This is a genomic window from Qipengyuania vesicularis, from assembly GCF_019711415.1.
In the GTDB taxonomy this organism is placed as follows: Bacteria; Pseudomonadota; Alphaproteobacteria; order Sphingomonadales; family Sphingomonadaceae; genus Qipengyuania; species Qipengyuania vesicularis.
Genome location: NZ_JAIGNJ010000001.1, coordinates 841,666 through 868,403 on the forward strand (window position 1 = coordinate 841,666; position 26,738 = coordinate 868,403).

Below are 26,738 nucleotides of genomic sequence, written 5' to 3' on the forward strand. Positions count from 1 at the left end.
TGGGCGACTAAACGCCGCCACGCAATGACACACGACATCCAGATCATCGGTGGCGGGCTCGCCGGAAGCGAGGCCGCGTGGCAGCTTGCGCGGAGGGGTTTCAAGGTACGCCTGTCCGAAATGCGCGGCAGCGGAGAAATGACGCCGGCGCACCAAACCGACGGACTTGCCGAACTGGTTTGCTCGAACAGCTTCCGTTCCGACGATAGCGACAAGAATGCGGTCGGCCTGCTCCATCACGAGATGCGCCGGCTCGACAGCCTCGTCATGCGCGCTGGCGAAGTGGCCCGCGTTCCCGCCGGCAGCGCCATGGCAGTGGACCGCGATGTTTTCTCAGCCGAAGTCCAACGGACCCTCGACGAGCATCCCAACGTCACCGTCGTGCGAGAGCGGGTGGATGCCCTGCCTTCCGCAGGTCCCACAATCGTCGCCACCGGTCCGCTGACGGCCCAGTCGCTTGCCGAAAGCATTGTGAAATCCACCGGGCAGGACAGGCTGGCCTTCTTCGACGCCATCGCACCCATCGTCCACCGCGACAGCATCGACATGTCGAAATGCTGGATCCAGAGCCGGTGGAACAAGCGGACCGAGGCATCGAATGAGGATGGCGATTACATCAACTGCCCGATGACCAAGGAGCAGTATCTCACCTTCCACCAGGGCCTGATGGATGGCGAAAAAACCGAGTTCCGCGAATGGGAAGCCGACACGCCCTATTTCGATGGCTGCATGCCGATCGAGGTAATGGCCGCTCGCGGTGTCGAAACGCTGCGCTATGGTCCGATGAAGGGTGTCGGCCTCGACAATCCCTATGACACGACGGACGAGCATCCGCAGGGTCGCTGGCCCTATGCGGTGGTACAGCTGCGCCAGGACAACAAGCTCGGCACGCTGTGGAACATGGTCGGCTTCCAGACCAAGCTAAAGTACGGCGCGCAGATTGAGCTCTTCCGCACGATACCGGGCCTGGAGAATGCCGAGTTCGCACGTCTCGGTGGCCTGCACCGCAATACATTCATTAACTCGCCGCTGGTTCTTGATCGCCAGCTGCGCCTCCGAGGCGGTGAGCATATCCGCTTTGCCGGGCAGATCACTGGCTGCGAGGGCTATGTCGAGAGTTCGGCCGTGGGGTTGATGGCAGGGATGATGGCGGCAAGCGAACTGGCCGGTCAGGACTGGTCACCTCCCCCGCGCACAACGGCCTTCGGGGCACTGCTGTCGCATATTACCGGCGACGCAGAGGCGGACACGTTCCAGCCGATGAATGTCAATTTCGGCCTGTTCCCGCCGCTGCATGATGTGAAGAAGAAGCAGCGAAAGGAAGCCTATACCTCGCGGGCGAAAGAAGACTTCGGGATTTGGCTAACGAGTCTAGAGGCCGTGCCCGCCTGATCAGCAAGCGCAGCGCTGCTTCGGCGATCGCTTTGGCTTGGTCGTGGCGAATTCGCCCGGCGAGAGCTCCCTGTCGCCATTGGCATCCGCACCCTCGAACTTTTCGACCGTAGTCACCGCCCACTCCTCGAAGGTCAGCAGGTTGTTGCCGTCCTTGTCGAGCTTGCGGAAAGCATCGCTACGGGTTGCCAGCATCTCGCTGCGCGTAATCCGCCAGTCGCGATTTCGGTCATAGCGGAAAAAGCGTTGCTGTTCTTTGGTCAACTCGCTCGCCTCGGGGGGCGCGGGCCCTTCCATGTCTCCGGGATCGGTAATCGGAAGCAAGTCCGGATCGGGCAAGACCTCGGCCAACTTGATAAGGTCGGGAGGCGGCGCGGCGGCCTCGACCTCGGCGCGGCCCTGCCACCAGAACATGCCGACCCCCAGCGCAATCAACATGACGAATGCCCCGGAAACAAAACCCTTCATCGCGCGAGCTCTCCCCCTTGCCCGCGTCGATACCTAAACTAAGTCCCGAAGATTCCAAGCCTTAGTGCAGCGAAAGGACTTAACCGGTCTCCGAAGAGCGGCCTTCCTCCGCGCTTCAGCGCACGCCGGGAAAGACCACCGATCACGGCAAGCGAGCGCAATTCGCTCGGCAATCGAGGAAGCGCAGGAATGGAATGCGGGGAACCATCGGCATCCATCGTGGAGAGATCGGCCAGCGCCCAACACCTGCCATGTTCTCCTGCCGCGTCTGCTGCGTATTGGCGCGACGCCAAGCGGGCAAATCCGGAGAAAGCGCCTTCGCGACCTGAGGCAAACTGTTCGCGCGCTTCTTCGGCCCAGGGTCGATCGTCGAGCAGCGCCTCCCAGCCATCGATCAATCCGACCAGCGATGAACTGTGTCCCGCCCACGCAACCTGAAGGTCTGCGAGGAGCGGATCTGGCGGCGGTCGACTGTTTACCGGACGCTCCTTACCCACTTCCTCCCGCCACCACGCCATCCTGATCTGAGCGAGTGCCGGTTCAGTCGCGGTCGCGACGATCCGGGCCATCCGCTGATCCAACCGAATTAGCGCGTCGAGCGCTACCCACGCCCGTCCATGAGCATGGGCCAGGACGAGCGGACCCCAGTCCGGAAGGTCGTGATCAGAATGGTCGTTCATGCCTGCCCCTGTCCGGCGGTCACGCGCATTCTGTCAAGCGTCTCCCCGCAGCGGCAACACGGAAAACCCCTTCTTAACCACTCCTGTTGCAAGAAAAGTAAGGGGCTCCCGGGGTATGTGGCATCCTAGGACTAAAACTCATTCTCGAGGTTCAGTGGAATATGGCTATCACCAAGTTCATGCGCCGGCTCAAGGCCGACACGAGCGGCAACGCAATGCTCCTCGTCGCGATGGGTGCGCCGATCCTCTTCGGCTCCGCCGGTCTAGGCGTCGACATGGCGCAGTATTACCTGTGGAAGCGCGAGCTGCAGTACGCAGTTGACCAGGCGGCGCTGGCCGGCGCGTGGTCGCGCGGCAATGGCGATGTCGGCGTGGAGTACAAGACCCGCGCGCACCAGGAGTTCTACTCGAACCTCTCGCGCACCAAGGAGTACCTCCTGACCCACCGCGTGGGCCTCGAGAACTATAATGGCACGAACGACAGCGTAAAATCGCTGGCGACCGCCACTGCCGAACTGCCCTTCACGCGCGTCGTGCTGGGAGACGGTATGACTGTAGCCGCGACCGCTCAGGCGATCTGGGAAACTTCCCAGCAATACACGGCCTGCCTCTATTCGCTCGATCCTTCCTCGACCCGCACAATGTGGTTCAACGGTGGTCCCACCGTTGATGCCGCCTGCGGCGTCGGTGCTCGTTCGAATGCGACCAATGCTATCGTCACCAACGGCAGCAGCGGCGCGCAGAACATCAACTGGGTTGTCGCCGGCGGGACCATCAACGACGGCGCGGGCGCTTTTGCGAACGCAAAGGTCGTCGAAAACTACGCCAATATGGTCGATCCGTGGGAGGGCCTGACGCCGCCCGACGATCCTACTCCGCGGACCGTGAGCTGTGGCTCGGCTACCGCCAACTGGCAGGCCGACGAAGCCCAGGTCGACGCGATTACGTACAAGTACTATCGCGGCAAGAACAAGACTGCGGCCAAGAGCGCAGGCGAGATCACCTATTCCGGTCCGGGATCGGAATCGGCATACAACATCACCTTCGCGACCAATATTGGCGCCCTGTTTACCAGCGAGCCCAATGACTACACGCAGACGCCGGTCACGGAAAACCTGAGCCAGATCGCTGGTAGTGGTCCCGACAAGATCTTCATCGAGCGCATCACGACCTCGATCTTCAGCTACTTTAACAAGGTCAATCTCTCCACGAGCAACGACCTCCAGCCTGGCACCTACACGAGCTTCGACATCGCGTGCGACCTCAATATGGCGGGCGGCGTCTATGTGATCGACGGTGGGGTTCTGAAGGTGAATGGCGGTGTTTCGCTTACCGGAACCGGCATCATGTTCGTTCTCAAGAACGGCGCTGCAGTCGATATCAACGGCGGCGGCGGGGTTTATCTCACCCCGATGACCAAGACCGAATTGATCGCTGCCGGCGTGTCGTCGACCGATGCCGACAAGATGGAGAACATGCTCATCTTCGAGGATCCGAGTTCGGCAGGCTCGAGCAGCAGCAAGATCACCGGTAACGCCAACTTCGACCTGAACGGCATCATCTATATGCCGAACAGCGATCTGGTCATGGCCGGTACTATGAGCGCATCGGCCGAATGTCTGATGGTTGCCTCCAAGACGCTGAAGATCAGCGGTACGGCGGACCTTCAAACCCTGTGCCCGGCAGGCAAGACCCACGACATCGTCGTTGGTGAAGGCGGTACGCGCGTGAGGCTGGTGCTATGATCAGTAGGATGTTCAACTTCGCCCGCATGCGTCGGGACGAGAATGGCTCGGTCGTAGTCGAGACCGCTATCGTCCTCCCCGTGCTCATCATGATGATGCTCGGCGGGTTCGAGGCAAGCCGTATCGTCTCGCGAGAGAACGAGCTGCAGATCGCCATCGCCGAAGCGGCAGCAATTGTGCTCGCCGCGATTCCGGAAGATCAGGCCGATCTCGACGCCGTCGAACTGATCATCGAATCCTCGACCGGTCTGCCGGCCGGCAAGGTTCGTCTGCAGAAGCGCTATCGCTGTAATGCCGACGCAACCTTGACCCTCGACATCACCACCTGTCCGACAGGTGCGGTTATCTCCGAATTCATCCACCTCAACGTGTGGGACAGCTACACGCCGCTGTGGACCAAGTTCGGGATCGGCAAGACGGTCGACTATGACATTCGCCGGAGGATCCAGATCTCATGAGCAGGAATCTCCTCACGCGCCTTGCAGAAGACAAGCGCGGTTCGGCACTGGTCGAATTCGCCCTTCTCGCTCCGATCGTGTTCGGGCTGTTCTTCGGGATCATCCAGCTCGGCCTGAGCATGCAGTCGCAGAATTCGCTGCGCGGCATCGCCTCGGATACGGCGCGCTGGGCGGTAGTCGAATACATGAAACAGAACGAGGTCGACGACGACGCCATCAGGACCAAGGCTCTCTCGATCGCGACTAGCGCACCCTACTCGCTGAACAACACGGTCGCAGTGACGATCACACCGGTCGCCACGCCGCGTGTGCACGGCACATTCGAGAAGAATATCCGGATCGACTATACGCCGCCGAACGTGCTGCCGTTCTTCAATTTCACAAGCCAGCAGCAGTCGTTCGAACGCCCCATCTTTCTCCTCGACGAGTAAGATAGAGCTATCCAGACCAATTATGCCGCGCGAGGTTCGCCCCGCGCGGCATTTTCATGTCCAGCGATCAGTCGCGGTAGCAGACCTTCTTCGCCGCCCTCACGATCTTCGGCGTATCGATCAGCGCCAGCTTCTCGAGGTTGGCGGCATAAGGCAGCGGTACGTCCTCGTCGCACACGCGGGTAACCGGTGCGTCGAGATGGTCGAAGCCTTCTTCCATGCAGATCGCGACGATTTCGGATGCGATCGAGCAGGTCGGCCAGCCTTCTTCGGCGATGACCAGGCGGTTGGTCTTCTTGAGGCTCTCGAGCACGGTTTCCTTGTCGAGCGGACGTAGCGTGCGCAGGTCGATGACTTCGGCATCGATGCCCTCGCCCGCCAATTCCTCGGCAGCTTCGAGCGCGAGGCCGACAGCAATCGAGTAGGCGACGATGGTGACGTCCGAACCCTCTCGGACGATCCGCGCCTTGCCGATCGGCAGCACGTGGTCGTCAAGCTCGGGAAGTTCGAAGCTACGGCCGTAGACCAGCTCGTTCTCGAGGAAGACCACCGGGTCCTCGCAGCGAATGGCTGCCTTCATCAGGCCCTTGCAATCCGACGCGTCATAGGGCGCGATCACGATCAGGCCGGGGACGCTGGCATACCAAGGGCCGTAGTTCTGGCTGTGCTGTGCACCGACGCGGCTCGCCGCGGCATTCGGCCCGCGGAACACGACTGGGCAGCGCATCTGGCCGCCCGACATGTAGTTGGTCTTGGCGGCCGAGTTGATGATGTGGTCGATTGCCTGCATGGCGAAGTTGAAAGTCATGAACTCGACAATCGGGCGCAGGCCGCCCATTGCCGCGCCCGTGCCGATGCCGGCAAAGCCGTATTCGGTAATCGGCGTATCGATGACGCGCTTGGGCCCGAATTCGTCGAGCAGGCCTTGCGTGACCTTGTAGGCGCCCTGGTACTGCGCGACTTCCTCGCCCATTACGAAGACGCGTTCGTCGCGCCGCATTTCCTCGGCCATCGCGTCGCGCAGCGCCTCGCGGACGGTGACGGTGGCCATATTGGTGCCGTGGGGGATTTCCGGGTCTTTGACGCCCGACTTCTTGGCAGGCTTGGCGATTTCCGCTTCGCTGCCCTCGCCCGAGCTTTCGGGACGACCGACATCCTTGCCCTCGCCCGGCACGTCTTCGACCGGAGCGGCGGCGGAAACATCTTCGCCCTCGCCCGCGAGCATGGCGATGACCGTGCCGACCTTCACATTTTCGGTGCCTTCCTCGACGAGGATCTTGCCCAGCGTGCCTTCGTCGACGGCTTCGAATTCCATCGTCGCCTTGTCGGTCTCGATTTCGGCGATGATGTCGCCGATCTCGATCGTGTCACCTTCCTGCTTGAGCCACTTGGCGAGCGTGCCCTCCTCCATGGTGGGCGACAGCGCGGGCATCTTGAGTTCGATAGCCATGGCTCAGTACTCCTCCACCAGCACATCGGTGTAGAGTTCGCTCGGATCCGGTTCGGGGGAGTTCTCGGCAAAATCTGCCGCCTCGCTCACCACCTTGCGGATGTCCTTGTCGATGGCTTTCAAGTCGTCCTCGCTGCTGCCGTTCTCGATCAGGACCTTCTTCAGCCCTTCGATTGGATCCTTATGTTCCTTCACGTCCTGCACCTCTTCGCGGGTGCGGTACTTGGCCGGGTCGGACATCGAGTGGCCGCGATAGCGATAGGTTTCGCATTCCATCAGCACGGGGCCCCTGCCCTCGCGCACATGCTTGAAGGCGATCTCGGCGGCCTGGCGCACTTCGAGCACGTCCATGCCGTTTACCTTCATGCCCGGAATGCGGAATGCGGTGCCGCGGCGGTAAAATTCCGTTTCTGCCGAAGACCTGCTGACAGCCGTGCCCATGGCATACTGATTGTTTTCGATCACGAAGACGATCGGAAGCTTCCAGAGCGAGGCCATGTTAAAAGTCTCGTAAACCTGGCCCTGGTTGGCGGCACCGTCACCGAAATAGGCGAGGCACAAGCCCCCATCCTCGTTGTACTGGTGAGCAAGCGCCAGGCCACCACCGAGCGCGACCTGCGCGCCTACGATGCCGTGGCCGCCGTAGAACTTATGCTCGGTCGAGAACATGTGCATCGACCCGCCCTTGCCCTTAGAGATACCTGCTTCGCGGCCGGTCAACTCCGCCATGATGACCTTGGGGTCGATACCGTAGGCGAGCATGTGCCCGTGATCGCGGTAGCCAGTGATCACGCTGTCGAGCTTCTCGGTAAGCGCCGACTGCAGGCCGACAGCGACTGCTTCCTGGCCAATATAGAGGTGGCAGAAGCCGCCGATGAGACCGAGGCCGTAGAGCTGGCCCGCACGTTCCTCGAAACGGCGAATGAGCAGCATCTGCTCGTAGAACTGCTGCATCTGTTCGGTAGATGCGTCGTAGCGCTTGTTCTTCTCGAATTCTTCCTGGAGCGAGCGCAGCTCGAAATCGAGATTTTCGGCGGGGCTACGCGGAGCTTTCTTGTTCGGGGCCTTGGCCAAGTTCGCTATCCCTTTCCTGTCGGGGAATTCTCTCTGCCCGCGCCTATAGGCACAGCGTCATGCGCAGCGCAACGGGGCGCGGGCCCTGCATACGAAAACCTTACGGAAATGAGGGGTTCCGCCCGAGGGCGAGATCAATCGTCGAGCTTGATGACGACTTCGTCAGGATGGACGACATTCAGCTGGCTGCGCAGCAATTCGCCCACCATGTCCGGATCGGCTTTGTCCGGATCGAGCAGTTCGACCTTATTGGCGAGAGCGGTGCGTTCTTTCTGAACCACCTCAAGCTGGGCTTTGCGCTGGTCGAGCAGGCGCAGGTTCTCGCTCCACGAAAGAAGGCCGGAGGGACCGGCAATCGCGAGGCCGCCGAGCACGAGCAGCACCACGAGTGCCGCGTTTTGCGACACCTTCTGACGTCCGATCAGTGAATGTTTGTGCGCCCTCCGCATGGACACACAGAATCACAGTTAACGCGGCTGCGCAAGGGCAAATCGCCGCTACGGAACGCCATGCGTGCGAAATTCCGGGTGGGATGGAATACGGAACACCTCGCTGCCCTTCCCGTTCGAATCTTGACACCCCGCGGCGTCAGGCGTATTTGGTTTCTATTGAAACTATCTAACGAACAGAGGACCTCCATGCCCGATCTCTTCGAAAATCCCATCGGCCTCGACGGCTTCGAATTCGTCGAATTCTGCGCGCCTACCAAGGGCGTGATCGAGCCGGTTTTCGAAGCCATGGGCTTCACCAAGGTCGCCTCGCATCGTTCGAAGGACGTCGACCTCTGGCGCCAGGGCGGAATCAACCTGATCCTCAACTATGAGCCCCGCAGCGCCGCCTGGTACTTCGCGCGTGAGCACGGCCCCTCGGCCTGCGGAATGGGCTTCCGCGTGCGCGATGCGAAGAAGGCCTATGACGAACTGCTCGAACGCGGTGCGGAACCCGTAGTCGTCGACACCGGCCCGATGGAACTGCGCATTCCCGCAATCCGCGGCATTGGCGGTGCGATCGTCTATTTGATCGATCGCTATGTCGACCAGGGCGAAGACGGCCTGTCGATCTACGACATCGATTTCGAGTATCTGGACGGGGTCGAGAAATTCCCCGTCGGTGCCGGTTTCAACGTGATCGATCACCTGACGCACAACGTCTACAACGGGCGCATGAAGTACTGGGCCGACTATTACGAGACGCTCTTCAACTTCCGAGAAATCCGCTTTTTCGACATCAAGGGCGAGTACACCGGCCTTACCTCGAAGGCGCTCACCGCGCCGGACGGGAAGATCCGCATTCCGCTCAACGAGGAAGGTGAAGGCGGCAAGGGCCAGATCGAGGAGTTCCTGAAGGAGTTCAACGGCGAGGGTATCCAGCACATCGCGCTGATCTGCGACGATCTCGTCAAGTGCTGGGACAACCTCAGGGATCTCGGCGTACCCTTCATGACTGCGCCGCCCGAAACCTATTACGAGATGCTCGACGAGCGCCTCCCGGGTCACGGCGAACCGGTCGACCAGCTCAAGATGCGCGGCATCCTGCTCGATGGCACGACCGAAGGCGGCCAGCCCCGCCTGCTGCTCCAGATCTTCGCCGAGGCGCAGGTCGGACCGGTGTTCTTCGAATTCATCCAGCGCAAGGGTGACGAAGGCTTCGGCGAGGGCAATTTCAAAGCGCTGTTCGAAAGCATGGAACGCGACCAGATCAAGCGCGGCGTGCTCGAAGTGAACCAGACGGAGCCTGCCGAGTGAGCGATACTGCCGCACATCCCGTAAAGCTCGGCGGCGTCCACCACGCCGCCTATCGCTGCAAGGACGCAAAAGAGACCGTCGAATGGTACGGCAAGGTGCTGGGCATGGATTACACCACTGCCTTCGCCGAAGACCATGTGCCCTCCACCGGCGCCTACGATCCCTACATGCACGTGTTCCTCGATGCGGGTAACGGCAACATCCTCGCCTTCTTCGAACTGCCCAACCAAAAGGACATGGGCCGCGACGAGAACACGCCCGCCTGGGTCCAGCACCTCGCGTTCCGCGTGGCTAGCGAAGAAGAACTTCTCGACGCCAAGGAGCACATCGAAGGCCTCGGCATCGATGTGCTCGGCCCGACGCACCACGGTATCTTCAAGTCGATCTACTTCTTCGATCCGAACGGCCACCGCGTTGAACTGGCAGCCGATATCGGGACGGAAGAGCAGTACGCTGAACTGAAACGCGTGGCTCCGCTCATGCTCGACGAATGGAGCGAGACCAAGAAGGCTCCTCGTCATGCCGACTGGCTGCACGAGATCGCGCGCAAAGAGCATGGAAACGCCTGAGAAACAGGCCTAACGGCTCCGAAACCCTAGTTTTTGGCCATTTTAGGAACCCGTTGCGGTGCACAACGTTGCCCCGCAAAGGGAGTCTGACTTGGACTATATTGCTACGCTACGCACACAGTTGCAGGAAATGGGCGAAGGCTTCATCGAAAGCCTTCCCAGCCTTGCGATTGCTTTCTTCATCGTCCTGATCACCTGGATCGTCGCGCGCTTCGCGGTCAAGATCTCGGACATGATCGTCGGGCGGACCGAAATCCGTGCGAGCCTGAAGACCCTTGTCGACACCGCAGTAAGGCTCTCAATCTGGGTGATCGGCCTGTTCATTGCCGCCGTGGTGGTAATGCCCGACCTCACGCCTGCCAGCCTGCTTGCCGGCCTTGGGATCGGCGCAGTGGCGATCGGCTTTGCCTTCCAGGACATCTTCGAGAATTTCTTCGCCGGCATCCTCATCATGCTGCGCGAGAAGATGCGCATCGGCGATATCATCGAATGCGAAGGCATCACGGGCAAGGTCGAACACATCACCCTGCGCGAAACACACGTGCGCAAGCTGTCGGGCGAACTGACCGTCGTGCCCAATTCGGTGCTGTTCAAGAACCCGGTGGAGATCCTCACCGATGTCGATCAGCGCCGTCACGACGTAGTGATCGGCGTCTCTTACGATACCAATCTAGACCACGCCTCGAAGGTAATCCGCCGCGCTGTCGAGGGCGTCGATGATGTTCTGGCCAGCAAGGGCATCGATATTTTCGCCCAGGAATTCAATTCGAGCTCGGTCGATTTCCTCGTGCGCTGGTGGTCGGGTTCGACGCCGCGCGCTGGCTGGGAAAGCAAGGACAAGGTGATCCGTGCGATCAAGTCCGCGCTCGACGAAGCCGGGATCGAGATTCCCTTCCCCTATGTCACCCATACCTTCAAGGAAACCGTGCCGGTCAGCAGGCTTGGTGACACAAGCAAGCCGACGCCCTAAGGGTTGCAAAGAGAAACGGGAATCGCACTCGGGTTTAAGCCCGGTCGGATCCCGCGCAACCAAGGGGAGATCGGCATGCAAATCCTTCAGACACCGGCGGACCGCTTCACCAATATTCCGGACTATCCATTCGCCGAGAACTGGTTCGAGGTCGACCTTGGCGATGGCTACAAGGCGCGACAGCACTATGTCGACGAGGGCGACAAGGACGCCCCGCCCGTGCTCCTGTTCCATGGCGAACCCAGCTGGTCGTTCCTCTACCGCAAGATGATCCCGATCCTTGCCGATGCCGGCTTCCGGGTGCTTGCCCCTGATCTCATAGGTTTCGGCAAGAGCGACAAACCGGACGACATCGAATTCTTCACCTACGCGCGCCATGTCGACTGGCTGAAACAATGGCGCAGTGCAATCGAGCCGCGGCCTGCTGCCTTGTTCTGCCAGGACTGGGGAGGCCTGCTCGGCCTACGCATGGTCGCGCATGATCCGGATCTTTTCACCTGCGTGGTGGCCAGCAACACTTTCCTGCCGGCAGGGGGCACTCCCTCCCCGGCATTCCTCGCATGGCGGCAATTCGCGAAGACTTCGCCCGAATTCCAGATCGGGCCTTTGCTGGATCGCGCCACGCAGACGCCGCTCAGCGAAGCCGAAATCGCGGCCTATGATGCTCCCTTCCCTGACGAGCCTTCCAAGGCAGCCGCCCGGGCCTTCCCTGCCCTCGTCCCTGCCGAAGACGGCATGGACGGCGTCGAGGACAACAAGGCCGCCTGGCCCTCGCTCGCGGCATTCGACAAACCCTTCCTTACGCTCTTCGGTGACGAGGATCCGATCACCAAGGGCGCCGAGAAATTCCTGATCGAGCGGATCGCGGGCGCCAAGGGTCTCGATCACCGCACGCTCAGCCCCTGCGGGCATTTCTGCCAGGAAGACCAGGCGGAGGCATTGGCGCAGGGCGTGATCGACATGGCGCGCAAGGCCGGGCACCTCGCGTGAATGAGACCGCGCGGCTAACGCGTGCACAGGAATATTGGCTCGCCTTCGCCGCCGCAGTGGTGACGGCCAATGCCTATTACATCCATCCGATCATCGGCGATGTGGCCGCGCATTTCGGCGTGAGCGAGGCGCGCATCGGCATCGTTCCCGCTCTCAACCAGCTCGCACTCGCCGTCGGCATCCTGCTCCTGCTCCCCCTTGGCGATCGCTACTCGAACAAGCGACTGACCATTCTCTTCGCAATCGGCCAGACGGTATCGCTGGCGGTCATGACACTGGCCGGAAACCTTACCGTGTTCACGGCCGGCTCTACCCTGCTCGGCTTCTTCACTATCGCGCCCTATCTCCTGCCAGCCTATGCTTCGAAGCGTGTCGATCCTGACCGGCTGGGCCAGGTGACAGCCTTGCTAACAGCGGGCGTGATCCTCGGCATCCTTGTCGCGCGCGTCGGCGCGGGCTGGATTGCGGAGCACTATGGCTGGCGCCTCGTCTACTGGATCGCGACCGGTTTGATGCTGGCTGTAACGCTCGCCCTGCCGAGCCTGATGCAGAGCGGCGAGAGGGAGAGTAACGGAGCGCGCTACTGGCCTCTTGTCCTATCCGTGTTTTCCCTCGCGCGACAACATCGTGAGGTTGTCTTGTCGGGCGCGATCCAGGCACTCAACTTCGCGCAGTTCATCGCCCTTTGGCTGGCGCTTGCGCTCTACTTGACCGCGCCGCCGCTGGACTACGGAACGGATGTCGTCGGATATCTCGCCGCAATCGCCGCCGTCAGCATCCTCTCGACCCCGCGCCTTGGACGCTGGTCCGATACCGTCGGGCCGCGCAAGGCGAGGCTCGTCTTCGCTATCGTACAGCTGCTGGGAATTTCTCTGTTCTGGCCACTGGGCGGTTCGCTCTGGGGCCTGATCGTGCCGCTGGTGATCGTGAACCTCGTCGGCCCGGGCATCGACGTGACTGGTCGGATGACCTTCCTCTCGCTCCAGCCCGATCTGCGGACGCGGCTGACGACCGCCTACATCGTCATGATGTTTGTCGGCGGCGGGCTCGGCAGCATTGTCGGGACGGCGATCTACGATGCGAGTGGCTGGGGCGGCGTTTGCGCCCTGCTGGTCGCGATGTCGGCCACGCTGACTGTGCTGTCATGGATCGGCACAAGACACGGCAGGTAAGATGGTGCGCCCGACAGGATTCGAACCTGTGGCCCCCAGATTAGGAATCTGGTGCTCTATCCGACTGAGCTACGGGCGCCCCGGTCGCGCTGTATAGCGGCTTGAGACTGCGTGACAATCAGTTGAGTTCGTCAGGCTCTGCAATCGGGAAAAGGATCGGTGCGACTGTGATCCCTTCGGCTGCAAGGTCTTCTGCCTGCTTCTTCGTCGCCTTGCCGTGGATCGGAGTTTCCTCCTTCTCGCCATAATGCTGCGAGCGTGCTTCGTCTGCGAACTTTTCGCCCACCCAGGTGCTCTTCTCGAGCGCCTTGGCCTGTGCCTTGGCGAGCTGTTTGAGAGCCTTCTCCACCTCGGGCGGCATCGGCGCATTGGACAGCTGGGCTTCGCCGGTGACTGGCGGAGCCTTCGCCTGGTTGCCCTTTGCGCCGACGGCCGGGGCCATGGGGGCCTTGCCCACCGTCTTGCTGCCGCATTGCGGGCAATCGACGAGGCCGCGCTCACGCTGGCTGTCATAGTCGGCGGACGAGCCGAACCAGCCCTCGAAACGGTGGCCGTTTTCGCAGTGGAGGTCGAAGACGATCATGCGCGCCTAGTTGGCGATTTCCCGCCGGTTGGCAAGGCTCGGAACCTGGGCTCGCACCTCTTTGATCCGGGATGTGTCAATTTCGACGAATTGAAGGCCTGAGCCATCGCCGCCCATGTCGAGCAGGATCTCGCCCCATGGATCGACTACCAGGCTGTGCCCATAGGTCTGGCGGCCATCCTCGTGCGATCCGACCTGGGCAGCGGCGATTACAAACGCACTTGCCTCGATTGCCCTGGCCCTTTGCAGTACATGCCAGTGCGCCTTGCCCGTAAGAACAGTGAAGGCAGCAGGGATGGCGATTGCATCGCATCTGGCCTGCCCAAGGGCTTCGAACAGGGCTGGAAAGCGAAGGTCATAGCAGACGGTGAGCCCCAGTTTGCCGATGGGGGTCTCCACCGTCACGACTTTGTCACCAGCTCGATAGGCGTTCGATTCCCGCCAGCTTTCGCCACTTACAAGATCGACGTCGAACATGTGGATCTTGTCGTACCGGCCAGCGATTTCGCCCGAGCCGTCGATCACGATCGACCGGTTGGCCCACCTCCCCTCACCGGTATCGACGGCGATCGAACCTAGGCACGTCCAGACACCTTTTGCTGCGCATGCTTCACGGACAGCGGCAAGGACGGGGTCGTCGGCCTCCTGCCTGATGGAGTTGGCAGCTCTCTTCCGATCGCGATCGAGCAATCCCGACATTTCTGGTGTGAAGAGCATCTCTGCCCCCTCATCGGCCGCTCGCGCGATCGACTGGGTCAGGACCTTGGCATTCGCCTCCGGATCGATGCCGGTGGTCATCTGGAGAACGGCGATGCGGGTCATTCAGCCCTCGAGCAATGCGTCCAGCTTGCCCGCGCGTTCGAGCGCGGCCAATTCGTCCGATCCGCCGACATGGGTTTCGCCAATGAATATCTGCGGCACGGTGCGCGCATTGGGCGCCCGCTCCATCATCTCGTCGCGCTTGGGCCCGCCCATGGTGATGTCATGTTCGTGATACTCCGCACCCTTCTCGTCGAGCAGGCGCTTGGCGCGGAAACAATAGCCGCAGCCGAATTTGGTGTAGATGTCGATGTGCGGCTGGCTCATGCAGTTTCCTCGATTTTCCGGCGTGTGTGGGACGCTTGAAAGCGTTTCGCAAGCGCCTATGTTGATTGTGTCGTCGCATGGTGCGGCGATTTGGGAGCGCCGCTTACGGGCTCCCTCACATACTCAAATTGCTCATTGGAGGATTTGTTTCGATGAACCGTTTCGACACTACCCCTTATCGCCGTTCCACCGTCGGCTTCGACCGTTTGTTCGACCTGATGGAACGCCAGGCACGCAATGCCGGGGGCGATAACTACCCGCCTTTCAATATCGAGCGCCGCGACGAGGATGAATATCGCATCACTCTCGCCGTTGCCGGTTTCCGGGCGGAAGACCTCGACATTACCGCACAGCAGAACCTGCTCGTGATCCAGGGCCGCAAGCGCGACGACCAGCCTGAGGGTGAGATGCTGCATGTCGGCATCGCCAACCGCGGCTTCGAGCGTCGCTTCGATCTCGCCGACTATGTTCGCGTCGAGAATGCGGACCTCAAGGACGGCATGCTGATCATCGACCTCGTCCGCGAGGTTCCCGATGCGATGAAGCCGAAGAAGATCTCGATCGGTGGTCAGAAAACCCTCGAAATCGTCAAGGATCAGGATGACGATACGGCGGCTGCCTGACGCCACTCCCTGAACGATAGAAGGCGGCATCCCCTGGGGGTGCCGCCTTTTGTGTGAGCGTTATCAACGCAATAGGGGGTGGCACATAAGTACCACCCCCGCGACGACTAGCGCCGCCAAGCCCCGGATTCGGCCGTCCGGGTCGCAGAAGACGACCGGGTTCGAGACAAGCCCCACCGCTTGCACACGCAGCGAAAACCTTGCTGACTCAACTACTTTCGGCAGCTGAGTCGCAAGTGTCCTGCAACAATTATGTCAAAAGATAAACCCGCGTCCCCTAAGGGAAATCCGGCCCCATGTCGTATCGCTACAAGTCGGAAATTTCCAATTGAGCGATTTCAATCGTTTAGCGACCGGGACACTCCGAAAAAAAATTTCAGACGAGCCTTGCCTGCTCTAGCGCTGCACCGATGAAGCCAGCGAAAAGTGGGTGTGGATCGAAGGGCTTAGACTTCAATTCGGGGTGGAACTGGACACCAACGAACCAAGGATGGTCGGGCCGCTCGACGATTTCGGGCAACAAACCGTCTGGTGACATGCCCGAGAAGATCAGACCCTGCTTCTCGAGTGGCTCGATATAGGCACCGTTGACCTCGTACCGGTGGCGATGGCGTTCCGAGATATCGGTCTGGCCGCCGTAGATCGTCGACACATGGCTGTTCGCTGCCAGTTTCGCGTCATAGGCACCAAGCCGCATGGTGCCGCCGAGATCGCCCCCTGCTTCGCGCTTCTGCAGCCCCTCCTCGGTCATCCATTCCGTGATGATGCCGACGACCGGTTCGCTGGTTTCACCGAACTCGGTCGAGCTGGCCTTGTCGAAACCGGCGCTGCGAGCGCCCTCGATGCAGGCCATCTGCATCCCAAGGCAAATGCCGAGGAACGGCACCTTGCGTTCGCGCGCAAAACGAACGCTGGCGATCTTGCCCTCGCTCCCGCGTTCGCCGAAGCCACCGGGCACGAGAATGCCATGCATGGGCTCGAGCTGGGCCGCGATGTCGCTGTCGCTCTGCTCGAAGACTTCGGCGTCGATCCACTGGATGTTGACCTTGACGCGGTGCGCCATGCCGCCGTGGATCAGCGCCTCGTTCAATGACTTGTAGGCGTCTTGCAGGCCGACATATTTGCCGACCACACCGATGGTGACCTCGCCCTCGGGGTTCGAATGGCGGTCCACCACGTCGTACCAGCGCGAAAGGTCGGGTTCGGGAGCATCGGTGATGCCGAAACCGCGCAGAACCTCGGTGTCGAGGCCTTCGGCATGGTACTGGAGCGGCACCGAATAGATAGAAGGTGCGTCGAGCGCGGGAATGACTGCTTCCTTACGGACGTTGCAGAAGTTGGCGATCTTCTGCCGCTCGCCTTCGGGGATTTCATGCTCGGCGCGGCACAGGAGCACGTCAGGCTTGATGCCGAGGCTGGCGAGTTCGCGCACCGAGTGCTGGGTCGGCTTGGTCTTCAGTTCACCCGCAGCTGCAATATACGGTACCAGCGTCACGTGGACGCTGAGCGACTGCATCGGTTCAAGTTCGTTACGAAGCTGGCGAATGGCTTCCATGAAAGGAAGGCTTTCGATGTCACCCACCGTGCCGCCGATCTCGCAGAGGATGAAATCATGATCGTCCTGTCCGGCGAGTGCGAATTCCTTGATCGCGTCGGTGACGTGCGGAACCACCTGCACGGTCGCACCGAGATAGTCGCCGCGGCGTTCCTTGGCGATGATCTGCTGGTAAACCCGGCCGCTCGTGATGTTGTCGCCCTGGTGCGCCGATACGCCAGTGAAACGCTCGTAATGGCCGAGATCGAGGTCGGTTTCCGCCCCGTCGTCGGTCACATAGACCTCGCCATGCTGATACGGGGACATCGTGCCCGGATCGACATTGAGGTAGGGGTCGAACTTACGAATGCGGACCTTGTAGCCACGCGCCTGGAGGAGGGCAGCAAGCGATGCTGCCATGAGACCTTTGCCAAGCGAGGAGACCACGCCGCCGGTGATGAAAATATACCGCGCCATGGGAGTCGGGCCTTAAGCGTGGGGGTTGAGTCGGCGCAAGGGAAAAGGCGCGCGAAAAAGCGCGCTATCCACCGAAGCGCATGGAAATTGCGATGAAGCGGGAATTATTCGGCGAGCGGGTCGTCGTTCGGCGCGGGTGCTACCGGAGCGGGAGCCGCCGCCGGGCCGCCAAGCGGATCGGCATCGGCAGGGGTCACGCTGCGATCGAGAGTCGATTCGATCTCGCCCGTCCCAACGCCTTCGACAGCAAGTGCGGCCAGCGCAATGGACAGCGCGACGAACACCACGGCGAGCCACTTCGTCGACCGGGTCAGGAAGTCCGCTGCGCCGCGTGCGCTCAGCATGCCGCTTGGGCTGCCGCCAATGCCGAGGCCGCCACCTTCGCTACGCTGCATCAGGATGACGGCGATCAGGGCCGCTGCGACGATTGCCTGGACGACGGTGAGGAAGAGGAACATGGGGTTACTTCTCTATCGATAGGTTCTGAGCGCCGCATCTAGGGATAGCGCGGCGAAACGGCAAGCAATCAGGCTTCTTCGGTCTCCGAAGCAGCAACGACGATGCCTAGGAAGCTCTCTGCAGAAAGGCTTGCGCCGCCCACGAGGGCTCCGCCAACTTCGGCGATGGAGAGGATCTCGCGCGCATTATCGGGCTTGACCGATCCGCCGTAGAGGATGCGCACATTCTCCGACTGCTCCTTGCCATAGGTATCGTCGAGCAGGCCGCGAATAGCGTTGTGCATCGCCTCGATATCCTTGGTCGTAGCTGTCTTGCCGGTGCCGATCGCCCAGACGGGCTCATAGGCAACGGTGAGGCGCTCGCCGGCATCGTCGATCCTGGGCAGGCTGGCCTTGAGCTGCTTGAGCACGAATTCCTCTGCTCCGCCCTTCTCGCGGGTTTCCAGCGATTCGCCGCAGCACAGGATAATCCGCAGGCCCGCATCGAGGGCGCTGGCGATCTTATCGTTGATGAGCGCGTTGCTTTCCTTGTGGTCCGCGCGCCTCTCGCTGTGGCCGAGGATAACAAATTTCGCGCCCGCATCGGCGACCATCGTCGCCGAGATATCGCCCGTATGCGCGCCATCTTCACCGGCGTGACAATCCTGCGCGCCAATCCCGATCTGCTCGGCTTCGCGATGGACTGCATGAATCAGCGTGTACGGCGGTGCGATTGCGACTTCGGCGCGCATATATCGCTGCGCTGCCCGGTCGATCGCGCGCGCTTCGGAAAGCATCGCGCGCGTACCGTTCATCTTCCAGTTTCCAACGATATAGGGCCGTTCGGCCATAGAAATGTCTTCCCGTCGAGATTCGCACTCAGGCGAGGCGCTATATAGGGCGTCGAGCCCGCCGTGCCAGATGCGCTTTGTTTCTGCGTCAAAACCGGACGGGACCTGTTGCGGCGAGGTCGCAGGGCGGATAAAGCGCGCTGCTCAACCGGCGACAAGCCGCCTCCCATCCGGAAGGTGTGGCGCGCCCAATGCACACGAAGAGGCCTTCCCGCAAGCCATGCTCACCTTTTTCCGGAATTTCTTCAAAACCAAGATCGGCCTTGCGCTGGCGCTCGCGTTTCTTGGCCTGATCGGCTTCGCCTTTGCCAGCATGGACGTGTCGAACACGGGCGCCTTCGGCGGAGTTGCCGGGGGCGACAGCGCGGCCGTGGTCGGCGACAGGAAGATTGGGACGGCAGAGCTGAACCAGGCTGCCAGCGACGAATTGCGTAGCATGCGGGCAGAAGACCCCGACATCACCATGCAGGAACTGGTTGCGGCCGGCGGACTGGACCGTGTGCTTGACGACATCATCAATCGCTATGCGGTGATGGAATGGGCGGAAACCAACGGCTTCCGGGCTGGCACCAATCTCCTGAACAGCGAGATCCGCGCGATCCCGGCGGCGCGCGGTGCGAGCGGCGAGTTCAGCACCGACGCCTACAATGCGTGGATGCGCCAGAACAATCTCACCGATCGCGAGGTCCGGCAGCAGCTCCGCACGTCGCTGCTCTTCCAGCAGTCGGTGCTTCCAGCTTCCTATGGAGCGCAGCTGCCTGAATCCATCGTTGAAACCTATGCCCGCGCCTTCAAGGAACGGCGGAGCGGCGCAGTGGCTACCATTCCCGCGCGGCTGTTCGCTTCGCAGGGCGATCCGACCAATGCGCAGATCACCTCCTTCTATAGCGAGAACCGCCAACGTTTCGTGCGGCCCGAACGTCGCACGCTTCGCTTCGCGACCTTCGACAGCACGGCGCTGGGCGACAGTATCGAACCAACGGACGCCGACATCGCGGCATATTTCGAGGACAATGCCGAGCTCTTCGCCGCGCGCGAGCGTCGCAACTTCACCCAGCTGATCGTACCAACCCGCCAGGGTGCAGAGGCGATCGCCGAGCGCGTGCGCGCGGGAGAAAGCTTTGCCCAGGCTGCTGCTAGCGCAGGCCTTCGCACTACCGAGCTTGCCGAACAGGAGCGGTCCGCTATCCGCACCTCGGCTTCCGCTGCGGTCGCCGATGCCTATTTCACCGCGGCCCAAGGAGAGCTCACTTCGCCCGCGCGCAGTCCGCTTGGCTGGCATATCGCCCGCGTCACTGCGGTCGATGCGCAGCCCGCCCGTACGCTTGATACCGCACGCGAAGAGATCGTTACGGTACTTCGCGAAGAAAACCGCCAGCGCGGAATTGCGGAGCTTGCCGTAGACATCGAGGATCGCCTCGCGGATGGCGCTTCTCTGTCGTCGGTGGCGGATGAACTCGGTCTCGAACTGCGCAGCACTCCGGCACTCACCGTTACCGGCCAGGTATACGGTACGCTGCAGGCCGCTCCGGAAGTGCTTGCCCCGATCATCGAGACTGCGTTTCAGATCGACGAGGGCGATGCTGAGATCGGCGCCCTCCCCGACCAGCAGACTTTCCTGATCTACGAGGTAGCTGAGATTACACCGTCGAGTGTTGCGCCGCTGGCCGACATTCGCGCCGAGGCTGTCGCCCTCTGGAGGCAATTCTCCGCGCAAGATGCAACGGAAGCTGCTGCCGACCGCATTCTGAAGCGGGTCGAGGAAGGCGCGAGCCTCGCCGAGGCTCTGGCTGCTGAGGAGGTCAACCTGCCCGCTCCCGAACCGGTCAACTTCAGCCGCGAAGAGCTGGCGAGCCTCGGTGCGACGAGCATACCCGCTCCCATTGCCCTGCTCTTCGGCATGGCGCAAGGCACCACGAAGAAGCTCGAAGGCTCGCGCAACCAGGGCTGGTACATCGTAGATCTCGACACGATTGTGCTGGACGAACTGGCGGAGAACGACCCACTCCTGACCATGGCACGCACGCAGGTGGGCCAGGCTTGGGGTGCGGAGTATGCGCAGCAGATGCTTGCCGCCATGCGCGCAGAGGTGGGTGTCGAGAAGAACGACAACGCGATCGCCGCCGTTCGCCGCCAGTTGCTCGGCGAAACGAACTGAGCTGGCGGTTTGGCTAGCCCCCTAGAAGGCCGCGCACGGGCGCTACAGGCGCTCGACGAGGGCCGCCCCGCCCTCGTCTGGCGCAAGCTCGTGGCCGATACGGTGACCCCGGTCGGTGCCGCGCTACGCATGATCGAGGAAGGGCGCGGCGATTTCCTGCTCGAATCGGTCGAAGGCGGCGAAGTCCGGGGTCGGTACAGCCTGCTCGGCCTCGACCCCGATCTTGTCTTCAGGGCGGAAGGCAATTCGGCCGCGATCAACCGCGACTGGCGGCGTGACCGCGAGGCTTTCGCGCCGTGCGATCAACCTACGCTTGGTGCGATGCGCGCGCTTCTCGACCAATGTCGCATCGACGTGCCCGACGATTTGCCCCCTGCGCTTGCCTGCCTCGTCGGCTATTTCGGCTACGAGACGATCGGGCTCGTGGAGAAACTCCCCCGTCCGGACGACCAGGCGCTCGACCTGCCAGACATGCTCTTCGTGCGGCCGACCCTGCTGCTGGTGTTCGACAGCCTGAAGGACATGCTGTTCTGCATTGCGCCGATCTGGCCGGGTGATACCGATCCCCAGCAGAAGATCGAGAGGGCGGGAGAACGTATCGACGCCGCGCTGGCCAGGCTCGATGCCGGGCTTGAGCCTCGGGACGCGAAGGCGATGGATCACCCCGATCCCATGCCCGAACCGACGATGGAAGCAAGCGACTACGCCGCCATGGTCGACCGCGCCAAGGAATACATTGCCGCCGGTGACATCTTCCAGGTGGTCCTCTCGCAGCGCTTTACCGCGCCCTTCGAGTTGCCTCCCGTTTCGCTTTACCGGGCATTGCGACGGGTCAATCCTTCGCCCTTCCTCTATTTCCTCGACCTGCCGGGCTTTGCCGTTGTTGGATCGAGCCCGGAAATCCTCGTCCGCGTGCGCGACAACGAGGTAACGGTGCGACCGATTGCCGGCACTCGCCCGCGCGGCTCTACAGCGGAAGAAGACCGGGCGGCGGAAGCCTCGCTCCTAGCCGATCCCAAAGAGCGGGCGGAACACCTCATGCTGCTCGACCTTGGCCGCAACGATGTCGGGCGCGTGGCAGCGAGCGGGACAGTAACCGTCACCGACAGCTTCACCGTCGAGCGTTATAGCCACGTCATGCATATCGTCAGCAATGTGGTCGGGCAGCTCGACCCTTCGAAAGATGCCATCGACGCGCTTTTTGCAGGCTTCCCGGCGGGCACCGTGAGCGGCGCGCCCAAGGTGCGGGCTTGCGAGATCATTGCCGAGCTCGAACCGGCAACCCGCGGGCCCTATGCCGGCGGCGTAGGCTATTTCGCACCGGATGGCTCGCTCGACAGCTGTATTGTGCTGCGTACGGCGGTGATAAAAGACGAAATCATGCATGTGCAGGCCGGCGCGGGTATCGTTGCCGACAGCAATTCAGAGTATGAACGACGCGAATGCGAGGCCAAGGCCGGCGCGCTTTTCGCAGCAGCTCGCGAGGCGGTGCGCCTCGCCCAGGAACCCGGTTACGGACAATGAGATACGCTTTCCTCGCCCTTCCATTGATGACCCTGATGGCTTGCGAACCCGCGCCCGAAGGTGAGCCGGTCACCCGCACGCGCATAGACGGACAGCCGGGCGCAGCCTCGCCCTCGCCGAGCGCCAGTGCCACCGCCTCCGGGACCACACAGGTGGAGAGCGCCTGCCGCTCGATCATCTTCGAGGACACGCCCCTTACGCATTGCCTGGCGACGCCTGCCCGCCACACGATCGCAATGGACCTGAGCCCCGCGTCCGGAGCCCCATACCGCAGCCTCACAGCCTTCTCGCAAGGGCGCAATGCGAGCACCGTCGCCTTTGCCATGAATGCTGGCATGTTCGACGATGAAGGCAAGCCCATCGGCTATTTCGTGGAAGATGGGGATCGCCTCCAGACCCTCAGAACCAGCGACGGCGAAGGCAATTTCCACATGAAGCCCAACGGCGTTTTCTTCGGCACGGGCGAGACCTGGGAAATCCGCACGACCGACGATTTCCTCGCCAATGTGCGCGACCGTCCCGCCTTCGGCACACAATCGGGCCCGATGCTGGTTATCGATGGCCAGCTCCACCCGGAATTCTCGCGCGACGGGGAATCGCGCCTGATCCGCAACGGCGTGGGTGTCGACGAGCGCGGCCGCGCCCATTTCGTTATCTCGAACGCTCCCGTCAGCTTCGGCAAGCTGGCGCGCTTCTATCGCGACGAGCTGGCTGTGAAGAACGCTCTCTACCTCGATGGCAACGTCTCGGCGCTGTGGAACCCGTCCACGGACCGGCTCGATACGGGAGCCCCGATCGGACCGATCCTCGTGGTCGAGAAGAAGGAGCAGCCCGTTGAATAGTTACGACCGCACTCTCTACCCGGAGATCGAGCCATACGAGAGCGGCTTGCTCGATGTCGGTGAGGGCCACTCGCTGTATTACGAGCGCGTCGGCACACCCGGCGCAAAGCCCGCAGTCTTCCTCCACGGCGGTCCCGGCGGCGGCATGTCGCCCGACCATCGCCGCCAGTGGGATCCCGAACTCTACGATGTACTGCTCTTCGACCAGCGCGGCTGCGGAAAATCCCTGCCCTTCGCCGAGATCGAGAACAACGACACCTGGCGCATCGTCGCCGATATCGAGAAGCTGCGCGAAATGTGCGGCCACGAGAAGTGGCAGGCTTTCGGCGGTAGCTGGGGCGCCACGCTCGCGCTTGCCTATGCCCAAACGCATCCCGAGCGCGTCAGCGAGATCGTGCTGCGAGGCGTCTTCCTTGCCCGCCAGAAGGAAAAGGACTGGCTCTACTCCTACGGCGCTAGCGAAATCATGGCCGAGCAGTGGGACGATTTCTCAGGCCTGATTCCCGAAGAGGAACGGGGCAACCTCGTGCAGGCCTATTACGACAGGCTCACCAGCGAGGACGAAACCGTTCGTCTTTCCGCAGCTAAGGAATGGTCGCTCTGGGAAGGCAATGTCGCCACGCTGCTGCCTGATGAATCCCTGCTCGAGAGTTTCGCGGATCCCGCAAAAGCAGTCCCCTTTGCGCGCATCTGCGCGAAGTTCTTCCTCGAGGACTTCTTCCTCGACGAGGCGCAGCTGCTCAAGAATGTCGACAGGATCAAGCATATCCCCGGCATCATCGTCCAGGGGCGCCATGATATCTGCACGCCGCCCACCAGCGCGTGGGAATTGAAGAAGGCCTGGCCCGAGGCCGAACTCTGGATCGTCCACGATGCAGGCCATTCTGCAGGCGAGCCCGGCATCATCGATGGCCTCGTTCGCGCCACCGACAAGCTTGCGGGCAAGGAGGGGTGAGCATCCGGGCAGCTTTCCTTGCTTGAAAGCCAGCCCGATCGCCGCCAATCACGCGCTGCAATGACTGCCAACCGATCCATCCTCGTCATCGACAATTACGACAGTTTCACTTTCAACCTCGTCCACTACCTGATGGAACTGGGTGCCGAGGTGGAAGTCGAACGTAATGACGCCATCACCGCGCAAGAGGCGATCGCGCGCGATGCTGCCGGTTACCTGATTTCGCCGGGGCCGTGCACGCCCAATGAAGCGGGAATCAGCCTCGACCTTGTTGCTGCCTGCGCAGAGGCGAGGAAGCCACTGCTCGGTGTCTGCCTCGGTCACCAGTCGATCGGCCAGCACTTCGGCGGCAAGGTTGTCCGTGGGGGCCTCATGCACGGCAAGACGAGTGACCTTGCCCATGACGGAACCGGCGTTTTCGAAGGCTTGCCTTCGCCCTACACGGCCACGCGCTATCACTCGCTGATCGTGGAGGATATTCCCGATTGCCTGGCGATCAACGCGACCAGCGAAACGCCCGGTCTAGACGGATCGAGCGTCATGGGCTTCCGGCACCGCGAGCTGCCCATTCACGGCGTGCAATTCCACCCCGAAAGCATTGCGACCCAGCATGGCCACGCGCTGCTTGCCAATTTCCTTGCCATCTGCGGCATCGATGCAAAGGTGCCCGCATGAAACAGCTACCCACGGCCGGCACTCACCTCAGCGAAGACGATGCGCACGAGATCTTCGGCTGGATCCTCGATGGAGAAACCAGCGACGAGGAAATCGGACGTTTCCTCGTCGAGATGTCGGCACGCAGCGAGACTTCGGAGGAGATCGCCGGTGCGGCACGCGCATTGCGCGAAAGGCTGATCCCGATCGATGCTCCAGAAGGTACGGTCGATTGCTGCGGTACCGGTGGCGACGGCCACCACACTCTCAATGTATCGACGGCAGTCAGCCTCCTGGTGGCGGCATGCGGCGTGCCGGTTGCCAAGCACGGCAATCGTGCAGCGAGCTCGAAATCGGGCGCGGCCGACACATTGGAAGCCTTGGGCCTTGATATGGAAGCGGCGGGAAGAACCGCCGTCAAAACCCTGAACGAACTGGGAATTTGCTTCCTCTTCGCCAAGAACCACCACCCTGCCATGGGCCGCATCCAGCCAATTCGCCAGAAGCTGGGCGTTCGCACGATCTTCAACCTCATGGGACCGCTCTCGAACCCGGCAGGCGTCAAGCGCCAGCTGATCGGGATCGCGCGCCCGGCCTATGTGCCGATCTATGCGAGAGCCAAGGCGCGGCTCGGCACCGAGCGCACCTTCATTGCCTCGGGCGACGAAGGGCTGGACGAACTCAGCCTTGCCGGTGGCAACGAGCTTGCCGATGTTACGGGCAGCGAATTCGAGATGCGCCGGGTAACGGCCGTGCAGGCCAACCTGCCACACGCCCCGGTCGAAGCGATCCGCGGCGGCGATCCGGTTCACAACGCCAAGGCTCTGGAAGCCTTGCTGATGGGCTCTCCGGGTCCCTATCGCGATGCCGTGCTATTCAACGCATCGGCGACGCTGATCGTGGCCGGCAAGACCGACGATTGGACCGAAGGGGCGGAAATGGCTGCCGAGGCGATCGATTCCGGCAAGGCGAGGAAGCTGCTTTCCGACTGGATCGCCCTCGCCCAATGAACAAACTGGAACAAATCTGTGCGACCAAGCGCGAGGAAGTCGCCGCGCGCAAGGTGTCGGGGAGCATCGCTGATCTCGACGCTATTGCCCGGGGTCAGTCTAACCCGCGCGGTTTTTTGGAGGCGTTGCGAAGGGCGCAGGAAGACGGTTTCGGCCTGATTGCCGAAATCAAGAAGGCATCCCCTTCAAAGGGGCTCATCCGGGAAGACTTCCGTCCTGCCGATCATGCCCGCGCTTACGAGGCAGGCGGAGCGGCATGCCTGTCCGTCCTGACCGACGGCCCCTATTTCCAAGGGCATGAAGATTTTCTCGTCGAAGCGCGTGCTGCATGCGATCTTCCCGTCCTGCGCAAGGATTTCATGGTCGATCCCTGGCAGGTGGCCGAGGCACGAGCCATTGGCGCAGACGCCATCCTGATTATCGTTGCGGCACTTGAAGACGAGTTGATGCACGAAATCGAGGCCGCAGCCATGGAGCGCGGTATGGATGTGCTCGTAGAAGTGCATGACGCGGACGAGATGGAGCGAGCCACCCGTTTGAAGTCACGACTTCTCGGGGTAAACAATCGCAATCTCAAGACCTTCGAAACCGATCTTGCCACCACCGAACAGCTTTCCGTCCTCGCGCCCGAGGATGCGCTGCTCGTAGGTGAGAGCGGTATCTTCACCCATGCGGATTGCCGGCGACTGGCCCGATCAGGGGTGCGCAGCTTCCTCGTCGGAGAGAGCCTGATGCGGCAGGACGACGTCGAACAGGCAACCCGCAAGTTGCTTGGGCTTTAGGCTGTCCTACCAAGCCCGGACATGGCAAGACCCTGTGATGCGCAGCTTTCATGACATCCCGCTTCAATCCGGTGGCGT

At 61.8% G+C, this 26,738-nt stretch carries 28 protein-coding genes and 1 tRNA gene; 17 read left to right on the forward strand and 12 right to left on the reverse strand.

The window, feature by feature from the left end; genetic code table 11:
- The first annotated feature begins 24 nt into the window (after positions 1–24).
- A complete protein-coding gene (gene trmFO, locus K3146_RS04210) occupies positions 25–1,392 on the forward strand; it encodes a methylenetetrahydrofolate--tRNA-(uracil(54)-C(5))-methyltransferase (FADH(2)-oxidizing) TrmFO (RefSeq protein WP_221544921.1) in 1,368 nt (455 codons plus the stop codon).
- Here trmFO and K3146_RS04215 read toward each other — a convergent pair whose 3' ends face one another.
- The gene (locus K3146_RS04215; protein WP_221544922.1) at positions 1,393–1,860 is read right to left on the reverse strand and encodes an EF-hand domain-containing protein; all 468 of its coding nucleotides are present in this window, start codon (positions 1,858–1,860) and stop codon (positions 1,393–1,395) included.
- A gap of 38 nt (positions 1,861–1,898) precedes the next feature.
- On the reverse strand, positions 1,899–2,540 hold the full coding sequence (locus K3146_RS04220) for a hypothetical protein (RefSeq protein WP_221544923.1): 642 nt from the start codon (positions 2,538–2,540) through the stop codon (positions 1,899–1,901).
- Positions 2,541–2,701: 161 nt separating this feature from the next.
- Between K3146_RS04220 and K3146_RS04225 the strand changes: the two genes are divergently transcribed.
- Genes K3146_RS04225 through K3146_RS04235 form a run of 3 tightly spaced genes read left to right on the forward strand, consistent with a single transcriptional unit; the run spans position 2,702 to position 5,174 of the window.
- Positions 2,702–4,285 carry a TadE/TadG family type IV pilus assembly protein gene (locus tag K3146_RS04225; protein ID WP_221544924.1) on the forward strand — a complete coding sequence of 528 codons (1,584 nt, stop codon included), beginning with the start codon at positions 2,702–2,704 and terminating at the stop codon, positions 4,283–4,285.
- Positions 4,282–4,743: a TadE/TadG family type IV pilus assembly protein gene (locus tag K3146_RS04230; RefSeq protein WP_221544925.1), complete on the forward strand. Its 462-nt coding sequence runs from the start codon at positions 4,282–4,284 to the stop codon at positions 4,741–4,743. Before K3146_RS04225 ends, K3146_RS04230 begins: the two co-directional genes overlap by 4 nt.
- Positions 4,740–5,174: a TadE/TadG family type IV pilus assembly protein gene (locus tag K3146_RS04235; RefSeq protein ID WP_221544926.1), complete on the forward strand. Its 435-nt coding sequence runs from the start codon at positions 4,740–4,742 to the stop codon at positions 5,172–5,174. Before K3146_RS04230 ends, K3146_RS04235 begins: the two co-directional genes overlap by 4 nt.
- A 67-nt stretch (positions 5,175–5,241) precedes the next feature.
- Here K3146_RS04235 and K3146_RS04240 read toward each other — a convergent pair whose 3' ends face one another.
- The 3 genes from K3146_RS04240 to K3146_RS04250 all read right to left on the reverse strand — a co-directional run bounded on the left by K3146_RS04240 (position 5,242) and on the right by K3146_RS04250 (position 8,105).
- Positions 5,242–6,624: a pyruvate dehydrogenase complex E1 component subunit beta gene (locus K3146_RS04240; RefSeq protein WP_221544927.1), complete on the reverse strand. Its 1,383-nt coding sequence runs from the start codon at positions 6,622–6,624 to the stop codon at positions 5,242–5,244.
- Between the two features lie 3 nt (positions 6,625–6,627).
- The gene (gene pdhA / locus K3146_RS04245) at positions 6,628–7,698 is read right to left on the reverse strand and encodes a pyruvate dehydrogenase (acetyl-transferring) E1 component subunit alpha (protein ID WP_221544928.1); all 1,071 of its coding nucleotides are present in this window, start codon (positions 7,696–7,698) and stop codon (positions 6,628–6,630) included.
- A gap of 134 nt (positions 7,699–7,832) precedes the next feature.
- Positions 7,833–8,105 carry an FtsB family cell division protein gene (locus tag K3146_RS04250; RefSeq protein WP_345723695.1) on the reverse strand — a complete coding sequence of 91 codons (273 nt, stop codon included), beginning with the start codon at positions 8,103–8,105 and terminating at the stop codon, positions 7,833–7,835.
- A 231-nt stretch (positions 8,106–8,336) separates the two neighbouring features.
- Between K3146_RS04250 and hppD the strand changes: the two genes are divergently transcribed.
- From hppD to K3146_RS04275, 5 genes are all read left to right on the forward strand, one after another.
- Positions 8,337–9,443 (forward strand): 4-hydroxyphenylpyruvate dioxygenase, encoded by a 1,107-nt coding sequence (gene hppD, locus K3146_RS04255; RefSeq protein ID WP_221544930.1) that lies wholly within the window; start codon positions 8,337–8,339, stop codon positions 9,441–9,443.
- Entirely contained in the window at positions 9,440–10,012 is a 573-nt protein-coding gene (locus K3146_RS04260) for a VOC family protein (protein WP_221544931.1), read from the forward strand. Before hppD ends, K3146_RS04260 begins: the two co-directional genes overlap by 4 nt.
- Positions 10,013–10,103: 91 nt before the next feature.
- Positions 10,104–10,982 carry a mechanosensitive ion channel family protein gene (locus K3146_RS04265; RefSeq protein ID WP_247711003.1) on the forward strand — a complete coding sequence of 293 codons (879 nt, stop codon included), beginning with the start codon at positions 10,104–10,106 and terminating at the stop codon, positions 10,980–10,982.
- A 75-nt stretch (positions 10,983–11,057) separates the two neighbouring features.
- Entirely contained in the window at positions 11,058–11,972 is a 915-nt protein-coding gene (locus K3146_RS04270; RefSeq protein ID WP_221544932.1) for a haloalkane dehalogenase, read from the forward strand.
- On the forward strand, positions 11,969–13,144 hold the full coding sequence (locus tag K3146_RS04275; RefSeq protein WP_221544933.1) for an MFS transporter: 1,176 nt from the start codon (positions 11,969–11,971) through the stop codon (positions 13,142–13,144). Before K3146_RS04270 ends, K3146_RS04275 begins: the two co-directional genes overlap by 4 nt.
- Positions 13,145–13,146: 2 nt before the next feature.
- Here the strand turns inward: K3146_RS04275 and K3146_RS04280 are convergent.
- The 4 genes from K3146_RS04280 to grxC all read right to left on the reverse strand — a co-directional run bounded on the left by K3146_RS04280 (position 13,147) and on the right by grxC (position 14,813).
- Positions 13,147–13,223 (reverse strand) — tRNA-Arg (locus K3146_RS04280).
- 39 nt (positions 13,224–13,262) lie between these two features.
- Positions 13,263–13,727: a DUF1178 family protein gene (locus K3146_RS04285; protein WP_221544934.1), complete on the reverse strand. Its 465-nt coding sequence runs from the start codon at positions 13,725–13,727 to the stop codon at positions 13,263–13,265.
- A gap of 6 nt (positions 13,728–13,733) precedes the next feature.
- Entirely contained in the window at positions 13,734–14,549 is an 816-nt protein-coding gene (locus K3146_RS04290) for a carbon-nitrogen hydrolase family protein (RefSeq protein ID WP_221544935.1), read from the reverse strand.
- Complete coding sequence (grxC, locus tag K3146_RS04295) at positions 14,550–14,813, reverse strand: glutaredoxin 3 (protein WP_221544936.1); 264 nt, start codon at positions 14,811–14,813, stop codon at positions 14,550–14,552.
- A 152-nt stretch (positions 14,814–14,965) separates the two neighbouring features.
- On the opposite strand from grxC, the gene K3146_RS04300 reads away from it, so the two are divergent.
- Positions 14,966–15,436, forward strand: a complete 471-nt coding sequence (locus K3146_RS04300) for an Hsp20 family protein (RefSeq protein ID WP_221544937.1) — start codon at positions 14,966–14,968, stop codon at positions 15,434–15,436.
- A 376-nt stretch (positions 15,437–15,812) separates the two neighbouring features.
- On the opposite strand, the gene pyrG is transcribed toward K3146_RS04300, so the two are convergent.
- The 3 genes from pyrG to tpiA all read right to left on the reverse strand — a co-directional run bounded on the left by pyrG (position 15,813) and on the right by tpiA (position 18,735).
- On the reverse strand, positions 15,813–17,447 hold the full coding sequence (gene pyrG / locus K3146_RS04305) for a CTP synthase (RefSeq protein WP_221544938.1): 1,635 nt from the start codon (positions 17,445–17,447) through the stop codon (positions 15,813–15,815).
- 104 nt (positions 17,448–17,551) lie between these two features.
- Entirely contained in the window at positions 17,552–17,905 is a 354-nt protein-coding gene (secG, locus tag K3146_RS04310; RefSeq protein WP_221544939.1) for a preprotein translocase subunit SecG, read from the reverse strand.
- A gap of 68 nt (positions 17,906–17,973) precedes the next feature.
- On the reverse strand, positions 17,974–18,735 hold the full coding sequence (tpiA, locus tag K3146_RS04315) for a triose-phosphate isomerase (protein WP_221544940.1): 762 nt from the start codon (positions 18,733–18,735) through the stop codon (positions 17,974–17,976).
- 220 nt (positions 18,736–18,955) lie between these two features.
- On the opposite strand from tpiA, the gene K3146_RS04320 reads away from it, so the two are divergent.
- The 7 genes from K3146_RS04320 to trpC are packed head-to-tail and all read left to right on the forward strand — an operon-like array spanning position 18,956 to position 26,660.
- Positions 18,956–20,893, forward strand: a complete 1,938-nt coding sequence (locus tag K3146_RS04320; protein ID WP_221544941.1) for a peptidyl-prolyl cis-trans isomerase — start codon at positions 18,956–18,958, stop codon at positions 20,891–20,893.
- Positions 20,894–20,902: 9 nt separating this feature from the next.
- A complete protein-coding gene (gene trpE / locus K3146_RS04325; RefSeq protein WP_221544942.1) occupies positions 20,903–22,417 on the forward strand; it encodes an anthranilate synthase component I in 1,515 nt (504 codons plus the stop codon).
- Positions 22,414–23,259, forward strand: a complete 846-nt coding sequence (locus K3146_RS04330) for a phosphodiester glycosidase family protein (protein WP_221544943.1) — start codon at positions 22,414–22,416, stop codon at positions 23,257–23,259. Before trpE ends, K3146_RS04330 begins: the two co-directional genes overlap by 4 nt.
- Entirely contained in the window at positions 23,252–24,214 is a 963-nt protein-coding gene (gene pip, locus K3146_RS04335; protein ID WP_221544944.1) for a prolyl aminopeptidase, read from the forward strand. Before K3146_RS04330 ends, pip begins: the two co-directional genes overlap by 8 nt.
- A gap of 60 nt (positions 24,215–24,274) precedes the next feature.
- Complete coding sequence (locus K3146_RS04340) at positions 24,275–24,889, forward strand: anthranilate synthase component II (RefSeq protein WP_221544945.1); 615 nt, start codon at positions 24,275–24,277, stop codon at positions 24,887–24,889.
- Positions 24,886–25,878, forward strand: a complete 993-nt coding sequence (gene trpD, locus K3146_RS04345; RefSeq protein ID WP_221544946.1) for an anthranilate phosphoribosyltransferase — start codon at positions 24,886–24,888, stop codon at positions 25,876–25,878. Before K3146_RS04340 ends, trpD begins: the two co-directional genes overlap by 4 nt.
- The gene (trpC, locus tag K3146_RS04350) at positions 25,875–26,660 is read left to right on the forward strand and encodes an indole-3-glycerol phosphate synthase TrpC (protein WP_221544947.1); all 786 of its coding nucleotides are present in this window, start codon (positions 25,875–25,877) and stop codon (positions 26,658–26,660) included. Before trpD ends, trpC begins: the two co-directional genes overlap by 4 nt.
- Positions 26,661–26,738: the final 78 nt, after the last annotated feature.